Raw genomic sequence first — 15,232 nt, 5'->3', positions numbered from 1 at the left:
TTCATCCCGCCCTCGGCGCGGCTCAGCCGACCGGATCGCCGCGGCGCAACCACGACAGCAGCCCGCGCCGCGGCTTCCCGTTCGCGATATGCGGCCGGCCATCGCCGCCGAGCGCCGCCGGATCGGGCGCCTGCCCCTTCGGGTACAGCGTGAACCCGCACACCGAGATGTCCCCGGGCAGCAGCGCGCCCTCGGCGGCCGGTGCGCGGTAATGGAACCCGAGCCATTCGTGGTTGGCGGCATCGGCGAAATCGGGCGGGTCGAACGGCAGGGTCTGTGGGTCGGGCATGTCGCCCACCTGCAACCGCACCGGATGCTCGCCCGCCCAGTACGGACGCTCCCACACCAGCGGCAGGCCTTCGTCTTCCAGGATGTGCACACGATTGGCGCTGAACGCACGCCGGAATTCACCACGCTCCCAATGCGCGAACGAACCCCAGCGGTGCCCGGTATCGAACGCGATGAGATAGGTGTGCTCGGAGGCCAGCGGCCGGATCAGCGGCGTGGGCAACGCGGTCGGCCGCACCCGCGCCACCTGCGGCGAACACACCACGGTCACACCGGGATAGCAGCCGATGTACACCTCGTCGGCATCGGGACCGGCGCAGCCGCCGAGTGTGCCCACCATGATCGGCACCACGTCGTGGTCGGGATGCAGCTGCTCGGCCAGCGCACGCGCGGCCTCGGGGTCGGAATCGTGATCCTCGCGCAGCACCGCCTGTGGATCTGGTGCGTCGACGTACCAGAGCGACGAAGCCTTGGACAGCATTTTCGGCACCTCCCGAGTTGCACGAAAAGAGCTCCGCGAACTTCGGGCAATGCCCGGTGCGTCGAACGCGTTCCCGGCACCGCCCGCGCCGACCGAGGCCGACGACACACCGAAAAATCTACCTGCACCGGCCGCGTCATACCGCGGCTTCGCCGGTTATGACATTCGCCTACCTGCGCCGACGCGGCTCAGTGACCGGAGCTGCGGACCCCGAGCAGCACGTCTTCCCACGACGGCATCGGCGCCTTGCCGCGCTTGGTGCGGGCGGGCTTGGCGGCCTTGGCCGGAGCGGGCTTGGCATCGGTGGCGGCTTCGCCTGCCTCCGGCTCGGCCGATTCGGTTGCCGCCGCCGGCACCTCGACGGTGCTCGCGGCCGCGCGCTCCGCGGCCGGCTCGACCCGGGCGGTGGTTTCGGCCGTGACCTCGGCGTCGGCGCGCGCCGCAGGCTCGGCATCGACCCGGCCACCGGCGGCAGGTGCCTTGGGTCCGGTCGCGGCCGCACCGGTGGCCGAACCACCGGCCGCCGGAATCGAACCCGTGGTCGACGCCGCGGCGGGCAGTGCGGTGGTGCCGCCGGCGGCGACGGCCCGCTGCCCGTAGTACTCCTCCAGCACGGGCTGATTCTGCGGCAGCGCGGCACTTTCGCGCGGCTGCCGCGGCTCGGCGGGCGGCTCGACCGGGGCCGGGGCCTGCGGCTCCTCCGGCAGGATCGTCGCGAGCCCGCGCAGCGCGCGCCCGAAATCAGGATCGATCAGATCGGCGGCGGGATCATCGAGCGGGGAAACGGTGCCACCGTGCGCATCCGGCTGGTAACGCCAATGCGCGGCGATCTCCGAACGCCCGTTCTGCCACTGCAGCTGGGCGACCCAGAATCCCTTCTCGTCTTTCCAGGCATCCCATTCGGCGTTTTCCAGGGTGTGCCCGCGCGCGGTGAACGCGGCGGTGACGACGTCGATGAGGATTTCGACCGCGGGACCGTCGGGCCGCACCGGATGCGCCTTCTGCGCCAGTTCCGCGGCGCGTGCGCGCTCGAGCAGCACCGGGTAGGCGAAACGTTCGACACGGCTGGCCGGCATGCCGGATTCTTCGGTGACCTGGGCTACGGAGGCACCGGCGCGGATACGGGCCTGGATATCGCGTGGTCGCATAGTCGCTTCCATTTCGATCTCGATCTGGCCGAATCGGGCAAGGTCTCCGCGGGCAGCGGCACGCAGTTTGTCATCGGCGGGAAGCCGGAATTTCTGGCCGCTTTCGGTGTCCACACAGACGATATGGGCGGAATCGGGCGTCACGCCGATCACTCGAAGTTCACGCACCGTTACCTCCTTATCGCGTCGGCTCGCGACACCGCCCACGTTCTGGAACAGTAGTGCACTTCTGTAAATCCCGCCGCAAGACACGCGGCATCGAAATCTACCCCTAGCGCACCGCGCACGGCTAATCTGCTCTATTCCGTTGCGAACCAAGCAGTTTCCCCCGCTTGACAAAAAGAGAACCCGCCACGCGTTCGGCGCGGCGGGTTCTCGCTGGTCTCAGGTGGTCAGCTCAGCTTTTCCACGACCCAGTCGACGGCCTTGGTCAGCTGGGTGACGTCGTCGGGATCGATGGCCGGGAACATGCCGATCCGCAGCTGGTTACGGCCGAGCTTGCGGTAGGGCTCGGTGTCGACGATGCCATTGGCGCGCAGCACCTTGGCGACCGCGGCGGCGTCCACCGAATCGGCGAAATCAATGGTGCCGACGACCTGCGAACGGTGCGCGGGATCGGTGACGTACGGCGTGGCGTATTCGCTCGACTCGGCCCACGAGTACAACCGCGAGGACGAATCCAGGGTCCGCTTGACCGCCCAATCCAGGCCGCCGTTGCCGTTGAGCCATTCGATCTGGTCGGCGAACAGCAGCAGGGTGGCCAGCGCCGGGGTGTTGTAGGTCTGGTCCTTGGTGCTGTTGTCGATCGCGATCGGCAGCGACAGGAAGTCCGGGGTCCAGCGGCCCGAGGACTTGATCTCCTCGACGCGGGCCAGCGCGGCCGGGCTCATCAGCGCGACCCACAGGCCACCGTCGGCGGCGAAGCACTTCTGCGGGGCGAAGTAGTAGACGTCGGCGTCGGTGATGGTGACCGGAAGGCCGCCGGCGCCGGAGGTGGCGTCGATGGCGATGAGCGCGTTCTCCGAACCGGCCGGACGCTGCACCGGGATGGACACACCGGTGGAGGTCTCATTGTGGGCCCAGCCGATCAGGTCGGCCGAGGGGTCGGCGACCGGTTCCGGCGCGCTGCCCGGCTCGGCCGAGACCACGATCGGATCGCCGATGAAGGGGTTGTTCTTGGCCACCGAGGCGAACTTCGAGCTGAACTCACCGTTGGTCAGGTGCAGCGAACGCTCGCGGATCAGGCCGAAGGCCGCCGCGTCCCAGAACGCGGTGGTGCCGCCGTTGCCGAGCACGACCTCGTAGCCGTCGGGCAGCGAGAACAGCTCGCGCAGACCCGAGCGCACCCGCGCCACCACATCCTTGACCGGCTTCTGCCGATGCGAGGTACCGAACACCGAGGCGCCCACCTCGACCAGGGACCGCAGCTGCTCCGGTCGCACCTTGGAGGGGCCGCAACCGAAACGTCCGTCGGCAGGCTTGAGGTCGTCGGGAATGGTCGGGAACGCACTGGTCATGGCGAACAGCGTAGTCGCGGTATCGCTGTGGTGTGTACCACCCTCCGGCTAACCTGAACCCTCATGAGCATGCTGTCGGCAAACTCCGGGCGGCGATCACGCGGTGGGTATGGCATCCGGTCGGCGCCGGCCGGGCGGTGGCGCCGCCGGCGCGGGCCACGGGGTGTCGTCGCGGCGGGGGCCCGGCGTTCGGGGATCGGCCTGTGGCTGCTCGGCATCGGGCTGGCGGTGGCGAGCCTGCGTCCGCGGCTGCGCTGGCGCATCGGCCCGCAGGCGGGCGTTCTGACCGGTTCGGCGCGGCGCGAGCTGCTGCTGCGCGGCACCCACGGCACCGCCACCGTGCTCGGTGTGCGACCGCGCCGCAGGGAGGCCGGGCACGTGTTCTGGGTGCGGGTACAGCTGGACGGTGAGCCGCCCTACGAGACCAGGGTGCGCCAGCGGGTGCGGGAGGAGGACCTGGACCGGATGCGTCCGGGCGACGTCGTCTGCTGCCGGGTCGACCCGGGCGACCGCGAGCGCGTGGTGCTGCAGGTGTCCGATGACGCCGGGCCGGGCCGGGTCGGCATCGCGAAGATCTTGGCCGACGGCCGCCGCGCCCAGGCGACCGTGCTCGCGGCGACGCCCATGGCCGCCGACTACTCCGGCCGCGACGATCCGCTACTGCGGCTCGACCTGGAACTACAGGCCTGGGACGAGCCCGCGCCCTGGCGGGTGCGGCTGGTGCAGCCGGTGCCGCTGTCCGCGATCGGCCTGGTGGATCTCGGCAAACGGCTCGAAGTCGCGTTCTTCACCGTCGATCGGGGTGAGTCGGTCGCCGTCGATTGGGAGGCGTCCCTGGCCGAGCGGTAGCCGGGCCGACTGCTGCGGCCGCGTTGCCCCGCTACGGAACCGGACTGCTCGACGAACAGCACCGGCCCCGCGACCGGAGGGATTCAGCTGTGCGAGATGGACGCCCAGCCCGCGACCTCGTCGGGCTTACGCGGCCCCGGGCCGGTGTAGATGGCGGCCGGGCGCACCAGCTTGCCGAGCTGCTTCTGCTCCAGGATGTGCGCGCACCAGCCCGCGGTCCGGCCGCAGGTGAACATGGCGGGCATCATGTGCGCGGGCACCTCGGCGAAATCGAGGATGACCGCGGCCCAGAACTCCACGTTGGTCTCGATGGCACGGTCCGGGCGACGCTCGCGCAGCTCGGCCAGCGCGGCCTGCTCCAGCGCGGCGGCCACCTCGAAACGCGGGGCGTTCAGCCGCTGGGCGGTGCTGCGCAGCACCCGGGCCCGCGGGTCCTCGGCCCGGTAGACCCGGTGCCCGAAGCCCATCAGCTTCTCCTTGCGATCGAGGATGCCCTTGACCAGCGCGCGGGCGTCGCCGGTGCGCTCGACCTCCTCGATCATCGGCAGCACGCGTGCGGGCGCGCCGCCGTGCAGCGGTCCGGACATGGCGCCGATCGCGCCCGACAGCGAGGCCGCCACGTCCGCGCCGGTGGAGGCGATCACGCGCGCGGTGAAGGTGGAGGCGTTCATGCCGTGTTCGGCGGCCGAGACCCAGTAGGCGTCGATGGCCTCGGTGTGCCGCGGATCCGGGTCGCCCTTCCAGCGGGTCATGAACCGCTCGGTGACCGTGGTGCACTCGTCGATCTTCTGCTGCGGGACGGCGGGCTGGTAGATGCCGCGCGCCGACTGCGCCACGTAGGACAGCGCCATCACCGAGGCGCGCGCCAGGTTCTCCCGCGCGGTCTCGTCGTCGATGTCCAGCAGCGGCTCGTAGCCCCAGATCGGGGCGAGCATGGCCAGGCCGGCCTGCACGTCGACCCGGACGTCGCCGGTGTGCACCGGGAGCGGGAACGGCTCGGCGGGCGGCAGGCCGCGGCCGAATTCGCCGTCGACCAGCAGCGCCCAGGCGTCACCGAAGGTCACCCGGTTGGCGACCAGATCTTCGATATCCACACCGCGGTAGCGCAGCGCGCCACCGTCTTTGTCGGGTTCGGCGATATCGGTGGTGAACGCGACGACACCCTCGAGACCGCTGACGAAATCCGGGGGAACCGCGGGGCTGGTAGTCATGTGGTGACTCTCCTTGCACGTCGGGTCGCATGGCTCGCGGTGCACGGTGGTCGCGGCACATGCCGATCACCAAAACCTTAGCCCCTAGCTACTGCGGAGTAACGTCTGCCCCATGCGTGACCTGGACAATTCCTACCCGGATCTCGCCGCCATGCGCGTCGACTACGGTGCCGGGCCCTTCGACAGCGAGGGCGCCCCCGGTACCGGCGCCCGCGATGCCGATCTGGACGAGAACTGGCTGGCAGGCGGCTGGGAACCGTTGCTGCGGCACTGGATCGAGCAGGCCACCGCGGTCGGTATCGCCGAACCGAACGCCATGGTGCTCGCCACCGTCGCACTCGCCGCCGACGGCACACCGCGTCCGGTCGCGCGCACGGTGCTGTGTAAAGGGCTCTCCCCCGAAGGTGTGACTTTCTACACGAATTACGACTCGGCAAAGGGGACGCAACTGGCCGCGGTGCCGTTCGCGGCGGCCACCTTCGTCTGGCCCGCGCTGGGCAGACAGGTGCATCTGCGGGGGCCGGTGCAGCGGGTATCGGCCGAGACCACGGCGGTCTACTGGCGTTCGCGCCCGCGCGATTCCCAGCTCAGTGCTTGGGCCTCGCATCAGTCCAGGCCGATCGCCTCACGAGCCGAACTCGATCGCGCACTGGCCGAGACCACGGCACGCTTCGCCGGGGTCGACGAGATTCCGGTACCGCCGCACTGGGGCGGATATCTGCTGCGCCCCGATGAGGTCGAGTTCTGGCAGGGACGGCAGGGGCGGTTGCACAACCGCATCCGGGTGAACGTCGACGGTGACACCATGACGGTTCAGCGTCTACAACCCTGATCCCCGGACGGGCAATGCATCCAATCATGTGATGAATAAGGTCTGGCCGGATCGGGTCCGGCTCGCATAATCTGCGGCCGGTGAGAGTGCTCGCCGACACCAGGCCGCTGCGCGACCCGAACTACCGCAGGCTGTGGACCTCCGGCATCGTCACCACGATCGGGGCCCAGCTCTCGGTCGTCGCGGTGCCGACCCAGATCTTCCAGCTCACCGGCAGTTCCGGCTACGTCGGATTGGCCGGCCTGTTCGGGCTGGTACCGCTGATCGTGTTCGGACTGTGGGGCGGCGCCCTCGCCGATGTGATGGACCGCCGCACGCTGCTGCTGATCACCAACGCCGGCACCGGGCTCACCGCGCTCGCCTTCTGGATCCAGGCCGCGAGCGGCGCGGGCAATGTCTGGCTGGTGCTCGGCCTGTTCGCGGTGCAGCAGGCCTTCTTCGCCGTCAACCAGCCGACCCGCAGCGCGACCATTCCCCGGTTGCTGCCGGAAAGCCAACTGGCCGCGGCGAATTCGCTGTCGATGACGGTCACCCAGTTCGGCGCCATCGCCGGGCCGGTGCTCGCGGGCGCGCTCATCCCACTGATCGGGCTGTCCACGCTGTACCTGATCGACGCCATCGCGCTGCTGGTGACGCTGTGGGCGGTGTGGCGGTTGCCGTCGCTGCCGCCCACCGGTTCGGTCCGCAGCGCGGGCCTGCGCACGGTGTTCGACGGCTTCGCCTACCTGGCCACCCAGCGGATCCTGCTCGCCTCGTTCGCCGTCGACATCATCGCCATGGTGTTCGGGATGCCACGCGCGCTGTTCCCGCAGATCGCGCACGAGACATTCGGCGATCCGGCCACCGGCGGCGTCGCGCTCGGACTGTTGTTCGCGTCCATGTCGGCGGGCGCGGTACTCGGTGGGGTGTTCTCCGGGTGGATTCCGCGGGTGCGCAGGCAAGGGCTCGCGGTGATCGTGTGCATCGCGCTGTGGGGGCTGGCGATGGTGGGCTTCGGGGTCGCGGTCGGGTTCACCGGGCACGGCCTCGGCGTCGCCGCCGGGCTGTGGATCGCGCTGGCCTGCTCGGCCTTCGGCGGTGCGGTGGACATGGTCTCGGCCGCGTTGCGGATGACGATGTTGCAGACCGTGGCGACCGACGAAATGCGTGGCAGGCTGCAGGGAGTGTTCATCGTCGTGGTCGCGGGCGGCCCGCGAATCGGTGATGTTGCGCACGGTTTCGCCGCGGCGAGCCTGGGTACCGCCGTAGCCGCCGCCGGCGGTGGCGTGCTGGTGGTGGTCGGTGTGGCGCTCGCCGCGCTGGCCTTCCCGGCCTTCGTGCGGTACCGGGTGGGCCGGTCAGCGGCCGAACCGGTGCCGGCGTGAGCACCAGCGCCTCACCGCCCGGCGGTACGTTTGTGAGATCGTGCGGTGGGCACCCTCCTGCCCGTGCCCGGCGAAGCAGCGACTAGCGTCATGGTCAAGCGCACCGCCGTGCCGACCGCACCCGGTGCCGACGGTCATAGCCTGAGAGGGATCCTTCCGTGCCCGAGAATCACATCAACGACGCCAAGCCGGTGCTGACGTACCCCGGTGGCGAATACCCCATGACGATCGCCGAGGCCTCCGAGGGCAACGACGGCATCGATCTGGGCAAGCTGCTGGCGAGCACGGGATACACCACCTACGACCCCGGCTTCGTCAACACCGCCTCCACCAAGTCGGCCATCACCTACATCGACGGCGAGGCGGGCATCCTGCGCTACCGCGGATACCCGATCGACCAGCTGGCCGAGCGCTCGACCTTCATCGAGGTGAGCTACCTGCTCATCTACGGCGAGCTACCGACGCAGGCCCAGCTCGAGTCGTTCACCGACAAGATCCGCCGCCACACCCTGCTGCACGAGGATCTCAAGCGCTTCTTCGACGGCTTCCCGCGCAACGCGCATCCGATGCCGGTGCTGTCCTCCGCGGTCAACGCGCTGTCGGCCTACTACCAGGATTCGCTGGACCCGCGCGACCCCGAGCAGGTCGAGCTGTCCACCATCCGCCTGCTGGCCAAGCTGCCGACCATCGCGGCCTACTCGTACAAGAAGTCGGTCGGCCAGCCGTTCCTCTACCCGGACAACTCGCTGAGCCTGGTGGAGAACTTCCTGCGGATGACCTTCGGCTTCCCGGCCGAACCCTACGAGGTCGACCCGGAGATCGCCGCCGCGCTGGACATGCTGCTGATCCTGCACGCCGATCACGAGCAGAACTGCTCCACCTCCACCGTGCGCCTGGTCGGCTCCTCCGACGCCAACCTGTTCACCTCGGTATCCGGTGGCATCAACGCGCTGTGGGGCCCGCTGCACGGCGGCGCCAACCAGGCCGTGCTGGAGATGCTCGACGACATCAAGGCCCAGGGCGGCGACGTCAAGGAGTTCATCCGCAAGGTCAAGAACAAGGAAGACGGCGTGAAGCTCATGGGCTTCGGGCACCGCGTCTACCGCAACTACGATCCGCGCGCGGCCATCGCCAAGAAGCACGCCGACGCCATCCTGGCCAAGCTGGGCGGCGACGACGAGCTGTTCGACATCGCCAAGGCGCTGGAAGAGGCCGCCCTGACCGACGATTACTTCGTCGAGCGCCGCCTGTACCCGAACGTCGACTTCTACACCGGCGTCATCTACAAGGCCATGGGCTTCCCGACCCGCATGTTCACCGTGCTGTTCGCCATGGGCCGGCTGCCCGGCTGGATCGCGCACTGGCGGGAAATGCACAGCGAGCCGCTCAAGATCGGCCGTCCGCGCCAGATCTACACCGGTTACGGTGCGCGCGATTACCACGAGATCACCAACCGCTAGAGCCGACGAAGAACCCACATATCGAAGGGGATATGCGAATGAGCAAGCCGGAGATCGAATTCCAGTCGGGCCCCGCGCCCACCGAGCTCGTCATCAAGGACATCACCGTCGGTGACGGCGCGGAAGCGGTGCCCGGCGGCACCGTCGAGGTGCATTACGTGGGCGTCGAATTCGACACCGGCGAGGAGTTCGACTCGTCGTGGAACCGCGGCGAATCGCTCACCTTCCCGCTGCGTGGCCTGATCCAGGGCTGGCAGGACGGTATCCCGGGGATGCGGGTCGGCGGACGCCGTCAGCTCACCATTCCGCCGGAGCTGGCCTACGGCCCCGCCGGTGCGGGCCACAAGCTCTCCGGCAAGACCCTGGTCTTCGTCATCGATCTGCTGGACGCCAAGTAATCCCGGCCTCCCGACTGCGGCCCGCACTCCTCGAGTGCGGGCCGCAGTGCTGTTGCGGCCGAGATCAGGACGCCGGATCCGCTGCGGCAGCGGCGGCGGCCTCGAACGGGGCGCGGTCGAAGATGATCCGGATGTGGGTGATCCGGCCGTCGGCGACGGTGTAGAGCTCCGCGCCGGGGGCATGCGGCACCGGGATGGTTGTGGTGTCGTACATCAGCATCGCGGTGGCGTCGTCGCCGAATGCGCCGAGCAGCCGCGAGCTCGTCATGATCTGGCTGAACGGTTCCATGAAGGCACGGAATTCGGTCAGGCCGGTGATCTGCCCGGACGGCGCCTCGCAGACGAGGTCGTCGGCCAGGTAGGTGATGGCACGGTCGAAGTCGTGGCCGGTCCAGGCGCGGTGGTAGTCCAGCGCGGTCTGCAAGGCACTGCTCGTGGTCATGATGTCCTTCCGGGTCGGTGGGCCGCCTGCTGCCGCCCGCACAGGTACCGACACCGCCGCGACGGAGAACGGAACGCGGCGGGCGAATCTGCCCGGATGGCACGATGGCCGGGTGGAGCAGACCCTCCTGGAACGGGCCCGCGCCGGTGACGAACGGGCCTTCGATGAGCTGACCGCGCCCTACCGGCGGGAACTGCTGGTGCACTGCTACCGGATGCTCGGATCGCTGACCGACGCCGAGGACACCCTCCAGGAATCCCTGCTCGCGGCCTGGCGTGGTCTGCCGGACTTCGAACAGCGCTCCTCGCTGCGCACCTGGCTGTATCGGATCACGACCAACCGCTGCCTCAACGCGCTGCGCGCGGCGCGGCGCCGCCCACCCGAACCGATACCGCCGTTCCAGCCGCCGGAACCGACCCGCCGGGATTCGATCACCTGGCTGCAACCGGCCCCCGACGACGTGCTCGCGCGGGTGGTGGACCCGGCTCCTGGGCCGGAGGCGAACCAGCAGGCGCAGGCCACGGTCGAGCTCACCTTCGTCGCCGCGCTGCAACGACTTCCGCCGCTGCACACCGCGACCCTCGTGCTGCGCGATGTGCTCGGGTTCCCGACCGCCGAGGTCGCCGATCTCCTCGACAGCACTCCGACGGTGGTCAAAGGCACGCTGCAACGGGCGCGAGCCGCCCTGCACCGGGAACGCGGCAGCCTGGAACGGACCCGGCCCGGCTCGGCCACCGAACAGTCGCTCGCACAACGTTTCGCGCGGGCCTACCTCGCGGGCGACGTGGACGCTGTCGTAGCCCTGTTGACCGACGACGCCTGGCTCACCATGCCGCCCGCGCGGCACGAATACCACGGCCCTGCGGCCATCGCCGCCTTCCTGCGCACCTCGTTCGGCTACCGCGGCCGCCGTCGTGCGCACCTGCGGGCGACGACGGCCAATACCCAGCCCGCCTTCGCCACCTATCTCGACGATCCCATGGAACCCTTCGCGTTCCCCGCCGGGCTGATCGTGCTGACCTGCGCGGGTGAACGGATCGCCGCGATCACCAGGTTCCATCTGGATGCCCTCTACCCGCGTTTCGGCATGCCCGACCGGCTGCCGATGCCGACGGGGATCGACGACGGCGGCGGCCGTTGATCGTTTCCGCGCCCTAGGTGCGCGTGCACCGGCCGAGGGCAGCGAGCCGGAACCCGGGCCGGAATTGCTCACTCGCGCACGATCTCCACCGGATCGGTGAGCGCGAGCGCGACCGCCGACTGCTGCGCCTTACCGCGCTGCGGGAGGGCGGCGAGCGCCTTGCCGGTCTGGGTGTTCAGGTTGGTGACGATGCCCTGGAGCTGGCCGATGCCGGTTTCGATCATGCCGATGGCGGCCAGCAGTTGCGCACCGCCCTGCTCGGCGAGCTGCGGCAGGGATTCGGCGAGCTGGGCACCCTTGGCCAATTGATCGCTCGCGCCCGTCAATCGAGCCACCACGGTGCGCAGCAGGGTGCCGAGATCGGTGTTCGGGTCGACGGCGGCGCCGGTCAGCTCGCCGAGGCCGGTCAGCTGTGCACCCGCCTGACCGGAGACGTCACGCAGCGCTTGCAGCTTGTTGATCACATCGGCCACCTGCGGGTCGCCGGAGAACGGCAGCCCACGCAGCAGCGGCAAGATCTGATCGAGTCCCGTGCTCATCGTGTTCGCCGTCTGCTGCACCTGCGCGATGGTCAGATTCGTCGAATCGAGGGCGGCGGCAAGCTGTTCGGCTTGGGCGGCGGCACCGTCGACGGTGCTGTTCAGCAGCTCGATCGCCGAGGTCAGCTGTGCGGAGCCGTTCTTGGCCATATCGAGGAAGCCGAGCAGCTGATCGGCGCCCGCGGTGAACTGATCCGCACCGGCTGCCGCGGCGTTCACACCCGCGTTCAACAGCTGCGCGCTGAACTGCACACTCGTCATCTCCGAGCGGGCGGCGGCCGTCGCGGACAACGCCGCCTCCACTCCCACGGCACCGATCCGTTGGGTCACCGTCGACACGGCCCCGTCGACCAGCTCACCATCGACGCCCGCATGGGTGGCCACGGTGACCTGCGCGCGCCGCGGCTGGGGCCCCGCCAAGGTGCCCATCGACTCCGTCAGATCGGCGGGCAAGGTGATGACGGCGGCGTAGTCGTCGAGATCGGCCTCGCCCGCCGCGAGAACCGTCCACTCGTAGTCACCGACCTGCTGCACCGCCTGCGCCACCCGCTCCCCCGTCGGCCCGGAATCGGCGTTCACCAGGGCGATTCCGGTGGGCGCCGCCGATGTACGAGCGCAGGCGGCGAATCCGCCCACCGACCCGGCAGCGACGACGACAGCAGCGAGAAGTGCCCAACGGGCCCGTTGTCCGATCACACCGCGACGCTAGGACCCGAGTATGGCGTTCGGCCTGGTGGTTCTCTGAGGTTTCGGTAAGGGTCTCGCGGCGACGCCCGATCAGCCGATATCGAATTCGTCGCTGGTGCCGGTGATCGGGGTCAGCGATCCGTCGCCGCCGAGACGATCGGCGAAATGCTGGAACCGGTAGCGGCCGGGGGCGGCGTCGGCCGGGATGTCCCAGGTGAAGCGGGCGAGGGAGATGCCGGGTCCGGGTGAGCGCCAGTGGAATCGCACCGCCCATTCGCCTTCGTTGGCCACCCGTTCCCATCGGCCGGATGCCGTGCGGCGCTGCACTTCGAGGAAGGTGCCGTTGCGGCGCGGGTTGTGCTTGGGGTGGGCGGAGACGAATTCGACCTCGACGCGGGTGCCGGGCGACGCCGTCGCGGCCGGTTGCACCAGGACGTCGCCGAAGGCCCGCCCGAGCGGCGTCGCGTCGGGGCCGGGGGCGGGCACGAAGTTCGGCTGGAGGGCGGAGACGTCGCGCGGTGCCGGCCCGCGCGCGATCGGCTGACGGGCCGCGAATGCCGTTGCCAGCCGCGTGAATTCCTGCTGGTAGGCGCAGAGGGTGTAGCGCCCGTACAGGGTGGAGGCACCCTCGTACTGCTGGGCGTCGTATTCCTCCGGTGTGGTCACGTACTCGTGGTAGGCGTTGGCGTAGCCCTGCATCAGCACCTGCTCGACGTCGACCCCGAGCGCGTCGGCGACGGCGCGGCGCACCCGCAGCCCGGACACGATGGTGAACTCACCACCGGCCGCCGCCAGGTACAGCTCGCCGATGCGCACCAACTGGATCGGCACCACATTCGGCACCCACGGCACCGGAGGCAGCAGCCCGAGCGGAGCGGCGATCGCTTTGGGCGCCTGTGCGTCGGCCAGCCACGCCGGGGCCGGCGTGCCCGGATCGCCGAGTGCGGCGACGAACGGGTTGGTCACGCCCTCCGGGATCGGGCCGCCCGGCAGGCCGGGCCCGTCCTCCACACTGCCGGCGATGAGCGAAACGCCCGCGGCGGCAGGCGCGGTCCGCTTGGGCAGGCCGTCCGGGGTGAAGCGGCCGTCGACGGCGATATCTGCCAGATCGATGTAGCACAGCATGGCGTCCACCGGACCGCCGATCGAGGTCGCCGCCGCCAGCGCGGATTTCGCGGCGCGATACTGCCGGTCACCGATGATGCGCGTGTTCTCGAATTCGTCGTCGGTCGGCCCCGAGCCGGGACGCAGATTCAGATTCGGCGACATATCGCCGGCATTGGTCTGCGCGAAGGCGGCGATGAAATCGGCACGCCCGTCCAGGTAGCGCACGCCGTGCTCGGTGTGTTCGAAGCTGAACGAGGCGTAACCCTTGTTATCGGAACTGATCAGCCGATTCTCATTGGTCATCGAGGTGTTATGGGTGGCGAACCAGGTGATGGCACCGATCTCGCGCCCGCCTTTGCGCAACGACAGCACCGTCACCGCCGGATCGATGGCGTCCGGGAAATACCGCTTATCGGCCTCGGGATTGCGGTCGAACGCGATCCTGGACCGGTTGACGCTGGCATCGCGCAACTGCGCGCGGCCGATGGCCAGCGAACCCGGACCCAGATCGGCGTGCGCGGCGGCGATGGCCTCGACGATGCCCTGTACCTCGGCGTCGTAGACCTGCTGCTGGAAACCGAGGATCGACAGGTTGTAGGCGTAGTCGTGGCTGGACCCGCCGCAGGTGGCGTGCGAATGCGTCGAGGTCAGCAGCACGTTCTGCTCGGTGTAGAGATCGCCGAAGCGTTCGGCGAGTGCGAGCAGCACCCCGCGGTGCACGGATTGGAAGATCATGCCGTTGTCGGCGACCACGAACACGACCCTGCGCCCGCCCGCACCGATGATGAATGCCCTGGCCCGTGGCCGCAGGTGAATGCCGGCGGTGGTCTGTTCCAGCTGGGAGTAGCCCATCATGCCGCATTCGGCGGCCGGTCCGGTGATGTCGGACAGGCCGGCGCCGATCTCGTACTCGCCGGGCGCGGCACCCGCCGTTGCCGCGAAGACGCCCGATAGTCCGGGCATCGCCGCGAGGGCCGCCGAGCCGACCGCGCTCCGGGCGAGCAGCGTCCTGCGGGTTACCGACATCACAGACTCCCTTCGATCTTTGGCAGCGAACCACAGATCTGGACAGTCGTCCAGTACGAATTTTCGGGTCGGCGAATTGACTGTTCGCGCTGCGAGCGCTTAACTCGCTCAGGTGTCCTCCCGATTGAGCGTCGAAGAACGACGGGCCCACCTTATCGAGGCCGCGATCGGCCTTGCCGAGAAAAAGGGTGTGGCGGGCGTGACCACGCGCGATGTCGCGCAAGCGGCAGGCGTCTCGCTCGGTGTGGTGCATTACTGTTTCGAAAACAAGGACGCGCTGATGACCGAGCTGGTCAAAGCGCTATCGATGGAATTGCGCGATTCCGTCGACGCCAATGAAACGGTCTGGCAGGAAGCCGGAACCGGAAAAGCGGCACTGCAAACTTTGGTGCGCAACGGTCTGGAACTGATGTGGCTCAACATCGAAGCCACACCGGAACGTCAGCTGCTCACCTACGAGACCACCACCTACGCGCTGCGCGAGGGCGAGCAGACGCCGGCGAAATTGGCGATCGCGCGGGAACAGTACGCGTTCAACGATTCCACCGTCGCCGATATCCTCGACCACGCCCGCGATGCCACGTCCACGCAGTGGACGGTGCCGGTGCAGACCCTGTCCCGGTTCACCCTCAGCGTGATCGACGGGATCGTGCTGCGCTGGCTGGTGGACAACGACAGCGAAAGCGTGCGCACGCAGCTGGATGTGCTCAGCGAGATGCTCAGCACCTACGCGAAATAGCGG

14 protein-coding genes are annotated in these 15,232 nt (G+C 69.1%); 7 read left to right on the top strand and 7 right to left on the bottom strand.

Going from position 1 to position 15,232, the window contains the following annotated elements; translation table 11 throughout:
• Nucleotides 1-22: 22 nt before the first annotated feature.
• The 3 genes from AC4HOU_RS14125 to serC all read right to left on the bottom strand — a co-directional run bounded on the left by AC4HOU_RS14125 (nt 23) and on the right by serC (nt 3,434).
• Nucleotides 23-769: a DUF6928 family protein gene (locus AC4HOU_RS14125; RefSeq protein ID WP_490724601.1), complete on the bottom strand. Its 747-nt coding sequence runs from the start codon at nt 767-769 to the stop codon at nt 23-25.
• 188 nt (nt 770-957) lie between these two features.
• Nucleotides 958-2,085 (bottom strand): septation protein SepH, encoded by a 1,128-nt coding sequence (gene sepH, locus AC4HOU_RS14120; protein ID WP_194990757.1) that lies wholly within the window; start codon nt 2,083-2,085, stop codon nt 958-960.
• 224 nt (nt 2,086-2,309) lie between these two features.
• On the bottom strand, nt 2,310-3,434 hold the full coding sequence (gene serC / locus AC4HOU_RS14115; protein ID WP_163814258.1) for a phosphoserine transaminase: 1,125 nt from the start codon (nt 3,432-3,434) through the stop codon (nt 2,310-2,312).
• A gap of 63 nt (nt 3,435-3,497) precedes the next feature.
• Between serC and AC4HOU_RS14110 the strand changes: the two genes are divergently transcribed.
• Nucleotides 3,498-4,283, top strand: a complete 786-nt coding sequence (locus AC4HOU_RS14110) for a hypothetical protein (RefSeq protein ID WP_490724600.1) — start codon at nt 3,498-3,500, stop codon at nt 4,281-4,283.
• Between the two features lie 83 nt (nt 4,284-4,366).
• Here AC4HOU_RS14110 and AC4HOU_RS14105 read toward each other — a convergent pair whose 3' ends face one another.
• A complete protein-coding gene (locus AC4HOU_RS14105; protein WP_163814257.1) occupies nt 4,367-5,494 on the bottom strand; it encodes a citrate synthase 2 in 1,128 nt (375 codons plus the stop codon).
• Nucleotides 5,495-5,606: 112 nt separating this feature from the next.
• Between AC4HOU_RS14105 and pdxH the strand changes: the two genes are divergently transcribed.
• From pdxH to AC4HOU_RS14085, 4 genes are all read left to right on the top strand, one after another.
• On the top strand, nt 5,607-6,326 hold the full coding sequence (pdxH, locus tag AC4HOU_RS14100) for a pyridoxamine 5'-phosphate oxidase (RefSeq protein ID WP_490724599.1): 720 nt from the start codon (nt 5,607-5,609) through the stop codon (nt 6,324-6,326).
• 80 nt (nt 6,327-6,406) lie between these two features.
• Entirely contained in the window at nt 6,407-7,690 is a 1,284-nt protein-coding gene (locus tag AC4HOU_RS14095) for an MFS transporter (protein ID WP_194990755.1), read from the top strand.
• A 158-nt stretch (nt 7,691-7,848) separates the two neighbouring features.
• Nucleotides 7,849-9,150 (top strand): citrate synthase, encoded by a 1,302-nt coding sequence (locus AC4HOU_RS14090; RefSeq protein ID WP_104897758.1) that lies wholly within the window; start codon nt 7,849-7,851, stop codon nt 9,148-9,150.
• Between the two features lie 38 nt (nt 9,151-9,188).
• On the top strand, nt 9,189-9,548 hold the full coding sequence (locus AC4HOU_RS14085; RefSeq protein ID WP_104897759.1) for an FKBP-type peptidyl-prolyl cis-trans isomerase: 360 nt from the start codon (nt 9,189-9,191) through the stop codon (nt 9,546-9,548).
• 64 nt (nt 9,549-9,612) lie between these two features.
• On the opposite strand, the gene AC4HOU_RS14080 is transcribed toward AC4HOU_RS14085, so the two are convergent.
• The gene (locus AC4HOU_RS14080; protein WP_163814254.1) at nt 9,613-9,990 is read right to left on the bottom strand and encodes a nuclear transport factor 2 family protein; all 378 of its coding nucleotides are present in this window, start codon (nt 9,988-9,990) and stop codon (nt 9,613-9,615) included.
• A gap of 112 nt (nt 9,991-10,102) precedes the next feature.
• Here AC4HOU_RS14080 and AC4HOU_RS14075 point away from each other — a divergent pair, with 112 nt between their 5' ends.
• Nucleotides 10,103-11,131 (top strand): RNA polymerase subunit sigma-70, encoded by a 1,029-nt coding sequence (locus tag AC4HOU_RS14075; protein WP_490724598.1) that lies wholly within the window; start codon nt 10,103-10,105, stop codon nt 11,129-11,131.
• Nucleotides 11,132-11,199: 68 nt separating this feature from the next.
• Here the strand turns inward: AC4HOU_RS14075 and AC4HOU_RS14070 are convergent, their stop codons facing one another.
• Nucleotides 11,200-12,366: a YhgE/Pip domain-containing protein gene (locus tag AC4HOU_RS14070; RefSeq protein ID WP_490724597.1), complete on the bottom strand. Its 1,167-nt coding sequence runs from the start codon at nt 12,364-12,366 to the stop codon at nt 11,200-11,202.
• A gap of 81 nt (nt 12,367-12,447) precedes the next feature.
• Nucleotides 12,448-14,490, bottom strand: a complete 2,043-nt coding sequence (locus tag AC4HOU_RS14065) for a neutral/alkaline ceramidase (RefSeq protein ID WP_490724596.1) — start codon at nt 14,488-14,490, stop codon at nt 12,448-12,450.
• 112 nt (nt 14,491-14,602) lie between these two features.
• On the opposite strand from AC4HOU_RS14065, the gene AC4HOU_RS14060 reads away from it, so the two are divergent.
• On the top strand, nt 14,603-15,229 hold the full coding sequence (locus AC4HOU_RS14060; RefSeq protein ID WP_280211052.1) for a TetR/AcrR family transcriptional regulator: 627 nt from the start codon (nt 14,603-14,605) through the stop codon (nt 15,227-15,229).
• The last annotated feature ends 3 nt before the right edge of the window (nt 15,230-15,232 follow it).

The sequence above is a fragment of the Nocardia sp. JCM 38205 genome (genome assembly GCF_058222935.1).
Note: the sequence above shows the minus strand (reverse complement) of the source record. Positions and strands in the feature narration are given on the sequence as shown.

Coding starts and splice junctions, on each gene's coding strand:
- serC (WP_163814258.1), bottom strand. CDS start 3,434: ATGACCAGTGCGTTCCCGACCATTCCCGACGACCTCAAGCCTGCCGAC.
- AC4HOU_RS14085 (WP_104897759.1), top strand. CDS start 9,189: ATGAGCAAGCCGGAGATCGAATTCCAGTCGGGCCCCGCGCCCACCGAG.
- AC4HOU_RS14105 (WP_163814257.1), bottom strand. CDS start 5,494: ATGACTACCAGCCCCGCGGTTCCCCCGGATTTCGTCAGCGGTCTCGAG.
- AC4HOU_RS14065 (WP_490724596.1), bottom strand. CDS start 14,490: ATGTCGGTAACCCGCAGGACGCTGCTCGCCCGGAGCGCGGTCGGCTCG.
- AC4HOU_RS14110 (WP_490724600.1), top strand. CDS start 3,498: ATGAGCATGCTGTCGGCAAACTCCGGGCGGCGATCACGCGGTGGGTAT.
- AC4HOU_RS14125 (WP_490724601.1), bottom strand. CDS start 769: ATGCTGTCCAAGGCTTCGTCGCTCTGGTACGTCGACGCACCAGATCCA.
- pdxH (WP_490724599.1), top strand. CDS start 5,607: ATGCGTGACCTGGACAATTCCTACCCGGATCTCGCCGCCATGCGCGTC.
- AC4HOU_RS14080 (WP_163814254.1), bottom strand. CDS start 9,990: ATGACCACGAGCAGTGCCTTGCAGACCGCGCTGGACTACCACCGCGCC.